The following is a 5349-nucleotide window of genomic DNA, read 5'->3' on the forward strand; positions in this document are numbered from 1 at the left end:
CGAGAAATTTTTTATTACATTGTTATTCCTGGTTTTCGCACTCAACGAGTTAGCTTAATTACTACTCTTTTAGATAAAGCAACTTATTCTACTCTGGATATTGTTGGACTTTACGGTAAACGGTGGGATGTTGAACTAGATTTAAGACATCTAAAAACTACCTTGGGTATGGATATTCTGCGATGTAAAACACCCTCAATGGTACGCAAAGAAATTTACGTTTTTTTGCTGGCTTATAATCTACTTCGTAATTTGATGTGGGATGCCGGAACTACTTACACCACTCCTCCATTACGCCTATCGTTGCAAGGTACTCGTCACCATTTAATTAACTTTATTCCCAAATTATTAGCAGCAACTTCAACAAAACGTCTCCGAATTTATCGCACTTTGTTAAAAGTTATTGCTCATAAGGCTGTTCCAGAACGCCCAGGTCGTAGTGAACCACGAGTTCGTAAACGTCGCCCCAAAATTTACCCCTTAATGACCAAACCTCGCCATGAATTACGAAAACAATTACAAACTGCTTAATTGATAAGCGTTTTCGCTTTTCTTAGTGCCATTCGGCAAAGTATCAAAGCATCAGGGCAAACGCGCGGCATTTCTGAAACCCCTATTGGGCAAGGATCTTGACGAAAAAATAGAATAAATTAAAAAACGCCGAAACCCTTGCTATTAAAGGATTCTTATACTTTAGATGAGTTTGCCCTGATCAAAGCATAGCCATAAGGTTTTTAGAAATTCTAATTCTTTAGGAGAAGCCACGACCCCTTTTTCATTTTTGCCTGTTTGCTTATCAGAAAAATCTTCCAAAATTGACCAAAAGTAAAGCACTATTTCGTCGAAAATTCCTGGCTGATTCAAAAAAAGTCCCTACACTTACAAGTTAAAGAGATACAAAAACCATATATTTAACTGAAAATTTTGCATAGTTACAAATGTTATTGACACTATTATCATAATAAGAATTGCTGATTGGACAGGCGCTTTAGATAACATTAAATCCGAACTACTATTAATATTTTTCCAAATTATATGTCTTTGGGAACAAGACTAGAATTATAAAAGTTTGATTTAATTAGTCAGTCTAACTAATTAAATAGTCATCAATATTCCTCAACAAGCAGCTAGTTGTCAGTCAGCCATGTGTTCACGGGTATTGGTGTACAAAAAAATATTGCTAGACTTCAACAATCTGGGCGATTGACGAGAAGACATAGCAGTTTTTCTGTTGGGTTCTATAGTTAGCCTTGGGTAAGTTTCATGGATAATTACTGGAGTCTAGTTCAAAATTTCATGAGATCAAATCACAATAAACTAGATATTATTTACGAGGTATGAGAGATCTGTACCTTATTTTATCCAAGTTTTAGCTTTCATGCCGCTCCTCAGAATTAGGAGAGATTGTTAAACATCACCGAGATATTTTCTTGGACAGAGATCCACAAGAGAAAGAACTAACTATAAATAGAGCATTTTTACTGATTTTCCCAGATGTCCAAATCCAGTAAAACTCTAAACTAATAGATAACCCATACTTGCGTATTAGGTATCTCAAAGCTTATTTAAAGCATTTCGCTGAGCATCTTACAGACAAAGCAAAATTGAGCGCTGCTTGTCGGGCATTAGCATTAGCTAAAGAACAACTTCAGCAAGAAAACTTAGTGAAATATTGATATATATAAAATGAGTACCAATATTAAAGATTCAGAACTTAAGGAAAATATTCAGTTGGATACCTTTGCTCACTTGATCGGCAGTCAAGTTATACAGGAATTGAATTACGCTCAAATAGATCACCAGAATCTATGTATTCATCAAATGTTTGAGATTCAGGTAGAGCGATCGCCTGATACAATCGCCGTAGTATTTGAAAACACCCAACTTACTTATCGTCAGTTAAACCACCGGGCAAATCAGCTAGCCCATCACCTGCGTACCTTGGGCGTTGAACCAGAGGTACTGGTTGGTATCTGTCTAGAGCGCTCTTTAGAAATGATTATAGGACTATTGGGAATTCTCAAGGCTGGAGGAGCTTATGTACCTTTAGACCCGGCATATCCTTCAGATCGCTTAGCTTTTATCTTAGAGGACACTCAAATACCAATAATGCTGACCACACAGCAATTGGTAAAAAGCCTACCTAATCATGGAATACAAGTTGTTTGTTTAGATTCAGATTGGGAAATTATCACCCAGAATAGTCAAGAGAATCTGTTCTGTAATGTAACACCTGATAACCTAATCTATACAATCTATACTTCCGGTTCTACAGGACAGCCCAAAGGTGTAATGATTCCTCACTGTGGGATCTCCAACCAACTCGAATGGCGGCAAACAACCTTTAAATTAACTCCAGCAGACAAAGTTTTACAGACCATTTCTTTTAGCTTCGACCCTTCGGTATGGCAGATATTCTGGCCATTGTGCTTCGGAGCGCAATTGATTATGGCTCGCCCTGGTGGACATCAAGACACCGCCTACCTCGTTAAGCTGATAACCGAACAGCAAATCACCGTCATTGGTTTAGTACCTTCAATACTTCGTGTATTACTGGATGAGCAGGGAATTGAGAATTGTCAATCACTCAAACACATTACCTGTGGCGGAGAAGCTTTACCTGTCGAACTTATAGAGCGTTTCTTTACCAAATTGAACTTAGATAATGTTCTATATAATTGCTATGGTCCGACAGAAGCCTCCATTGATGCAACTTTCTGGAGATGTCAGCGCGGCAACAATTATATTATTGCTCCTATTGGTTGCCCTATTATCAATACACAGATTTATATCTTAGATGAAGATTTACAGCCTGTGCCTGTTGGTGAATCTGGGGAATTGTATATTGGTGGTGCTGGACTTGCTCGCGGCTACCTCAAACGTCCTGAATTAACTAGAGAAAAATTTATTCTCAACCCTTTTAGCTCTGAAGTTGGAGCACGCCTTTACAAAACTGGCGATTTAGCACGCTACTTGAGCGACGGTAATATCGAGTTCCTTAATCGTATTGACCACCAAGTGAAAATACGAGGCTTCAGGATTGAGTTAGGAGAAATTGAAGCCATACTAGGTCAACATCCAGATGTGTACCAGACAGTAGTTATTGCCCACGAAAAATTTCCTGGCGATCAACGATTAATTGCCTACTTCGTCCCTCATCAACAGATCCCTACAAACGATGAACTGCGTCGCTTCCTCAAGCAGAAGCTACCAGACTACATGATACCTTCTTCGTTTGTGATCCTAGACTTTTTACCTCTTACCTCCAATGGCAAAGTAGACCGAGGCGGTCTACCTGCACCGAAGCAAATTAGACAAGAAGTTCCACCCACCAAAGTAACTGCTCAGGATGAGTTAGAACTGCGATTAACAGAAATTTGGGAAAAAATTTTGGGTATCCAACCCATCGGTGTGAATGAGAACTACTTTGATTTAGGAGGGCATTCCTTACTGGCGGTACACTTGTTCACAGAAATTGAGAAGACTTTGGGCGAAAATTTGCCTTTATCTATCTTGTATCAAGCACCAACAATTGAGCAACTTGCTAACACAATTCGTCAATCAAGAACGTTAGCATCTTGGTTTTCTCTTGTGGCGATTCAACCTAATGGCTACAAGCCACCGTTGTTTTTAATCCATGCCGTTTTTGGAGATGTTCTTGCTTACAAGGATTTAGCACATCATCTCGGTTCTGATCAACCAGTTTATGGGTTACAAGCTCAAGGTTTGGATGGGAAACAAGTTCCCTATACTCGAATCGAAGACATGGCATCTCACTATATCAAAGAGATACAAACCCTTCAGCCTAATGGTCCTTATTTTCTAGGAGGCTACTCCTTTGGGGGCGTAATCGCCTTTGAGATGGCACAACAACTCTATAAGCAAGGTCAAAAAATAGGTCTTTTAACTCTATTTCATAGCTCTGCTCCGGCTTCTATCAAACAATTGTCATTCTTTAAGGAAATAGTTATTCATTTGCAGAGCTTTTCCCAAAAAGGATTTACCTATTTTCGTGAAAAAAGTTTTAACAAGTGGTTCCAAAACAATTTCATAAGGAGGTTCCAAAATAAATTCATAAAGATTAGCTACAAATTTCACTTGGCTCTTGAGCTTCCCTTTCCTCGCATCCACCGTAATCTATACATTAGAGAAGTCAATATACGGGCTTTAAAAGAATATATTCCGTCAGTTTATCCAGGACAAGTGACCTTTATGGAGATCGATGAGCAGATGGAAAAAACAGAAAGTTTAAGCTCTAAACTTGTTCCACAATTAGGCTGGAGTAATTTGGTAGCTGAATTGGATATTCACTACATTCCTGGTAATCACAACTCCATACTCAAAGAGCCAAACGTACAAATTCTGTCTGCAAAATTGAAAGCTTGTTTAGACAGGGCAAACGCATTCATAAAAGATGAAAGTAACGTGAGTTCGACGGGTTGAAAAAGGTATAAAAAAAAGGACAGTGATTTTTTTCGGGGGAGATAGGACTGGGAACACGGTAATATGGTAGTGTTACAGACGTGTTGAAAAGTAGTTATATAATAGGGAAACGACCATAACATGAAATAGAAAATAGCTTGACTAATGATTCTCACACCAATCCGATGTCCTCACTGTCAGGATGTGAATATTTGTCGTAATGGTCGTACTAGCACAGGTAAGCAAAGATATATCTGCAAAAATCCGGAATGTCCCTATCGGACTTTTACGCTCGAAGCTCATCTTTATTACGGAAGTCGTAAAGAAGTAAAAGAGAAAATCGTCACAATTGCAGTGAATGGTAGTGGTGTGAGAGATACGGCTCGTACTCTAAAAATTAGTCCAGTGACTGTGCTCAGTGAACTAAAAAAACAAAAAAAGACAGAAAATGTGAATCGGAAAGTTCTCAACCAGATTAACCCAGAAGATGTAGAAGTAGCAATCTATCAAGTTGGAAACAGTGAAATAGCTAAATCATCAGCTAAAAAGGCTGAAGCTGATGAAATGCACAGCTTTGTGGGCAATAAATCAAATAAACGTTGGTTGTGGCATGCAATAGACCATAATTCAGGTCAAGTATTAGCTTATATCTTAGGAAATCGTCAAGATGAAGTTTTTATCGAGCTTTAGGAATTACTAAAGCCATTTGGAGTGCAAAAGTTTTACACAGATAAATTACCAACTTACTCCAGACATGTAACTGAAGCTCAACATCAAATTAATAAGTACAAAATGCAGAAAATTGAGGGAAACATTTAACTTTAAGAACAAGAATAGACCTCTTGCAAAAGTCAGTTAAACAGATTCGGTTTTGGGCAGACGAAGTTCATAGTTGTACAAACCAGCTATTAGATTAAACCTTAAGCC

General features: G+C 38.3%; 4 protein-coding genes. 3 read left to right on the forward strand and 1 reads right to left on the reverse strand.

Annotated features, from left to right (window positions below):
* On the forward strand, positions 1-531 hold a 531-nt coding region (locus tag HCR01_RS36665; protein WP_193200810.1), incomplete at its 5' end, for a transposase.
* Positions 532-693: 162 nt separating this feature from the next.
* On the opposite strand, the gene HCR01_RS36670 is transcribed toward HCR01_RS36665, so the two are convergent.
* The gene (locus HCR01_RS36670; RefSeq protein ID WP_193200813.1) at positions 694-864 is read right to left on the reverse strand and encodes a hypothetical protein; all 171 of its coding nucleotides are present in this window, start codon (positions 862-864) and stop codon (positions 694-696) included.
* 822 nt (positions 865-1686) lie between these two features.
* On the opposite strand from HCR01_RS36670, the gene HCR01_RS36675 reads away from it, so the two are divergent.
* Both HCR01_RS36675 and HCR01_RS36680 read left to right on the forward strand, forming a co-directional pair.
* Positions 1687-4443 carry a non-ribosomal peptide synthetase gene (locus HCR01_RS36675; protein ID WP_226890047.1) on the forward strand — a complete coding sequence of 919 codons (2757 nt, stop codon included), beginning with the start codon at positions 1687-1689 and terminating at the stop codon, positions 4441-4443.
* A 144-nt stretch (positions 4444-4587) separates the two neighbouring features.
* Entirely contained in the window at positions 4588-5112 is a 525-nt protein-coding gene (locus tag HCR01_RS36680; protein ID WP_193200811.1) for an IS1 family transposase, read from the forward strand.
* The last annotated feature ends 237 nt before the right edge of the window (positions 5113-5349 follow it).

This window comes from Nostoc sp. MG11, assembly GCF_014904695.1.
In the GTDB taxonomy this organism is placed as follows: Bacteria; Cyanobacteriota; Cyanobacteriia; order Cyanobacteriales; family Nostocaceae; genus Komarekiella.

Excerpts from the sequence above, each read along its gene's own strand:
- HCR01_RS36675 (WP_226890047.1), top strand. The coding sequence starts at position 1,687 with ATGAGTACCAATATTAAAGATTCAGAACTTAAGGAAAATATTCAGTTG.
- HCR01_RS36680 (WP_193200811.1), top strand. The coding sequence starts at position 4,588 with ATGATTCTCACACCAATCCGATGTCCTCACTGTCAGGATGTGAATATT.